Source organism: Halomonas sp. ND22Bw, from assembly GCF_003011945.1.
In the GTDB taxonomy this organism is placed as follows: domain Bacteria; phylum Pseudomonadota; class Gammaproteobacteria; order Pseudomonadales; family Halomonadaceae; genus Halomonas; species Halomonas halophila.
In genome coordinates, this window is record NZ_PXWD01001775.1 from 1 (window position 1) to 236 (window position 236).

The 236-nt window shown below is 64.0% G+C and carries 1 protein-coding gene; it reads left to right on the plus strand.

Annotation, left to right across the window (positions count from 1 at the left end):
* The coding region (locus tag CVH10_RS27140) for a hypothetical protein (RefSeq protein ID WP_219925115.1) at positions 1-236 on the plus strand (236 nt) is incomplete at both ends.

Below are 236 nucleotides of genomic sequence, written 5' to 3' on the forward strand. Positions count from 1 at the left end.
CTCGTCGAAAAGCGGCGGCTCGACACAAGTGCCGAAGCGCGCTCGGCGGAGGATGTTAGACGAGCATCAGTTCTCGCCGATGCCACGCGCACCTTCGAGGCCGAGACCGGCGATACCGTCGCGGAACTGACCTTCTCAGCCGAGGCAATGCAGGCAGCAGCCGACACACTCTCGAGCACTGTCGGAGATACGACGGCGCAGACCGCTCGCGTTGCGAACGCTTCGGATCAATCGGC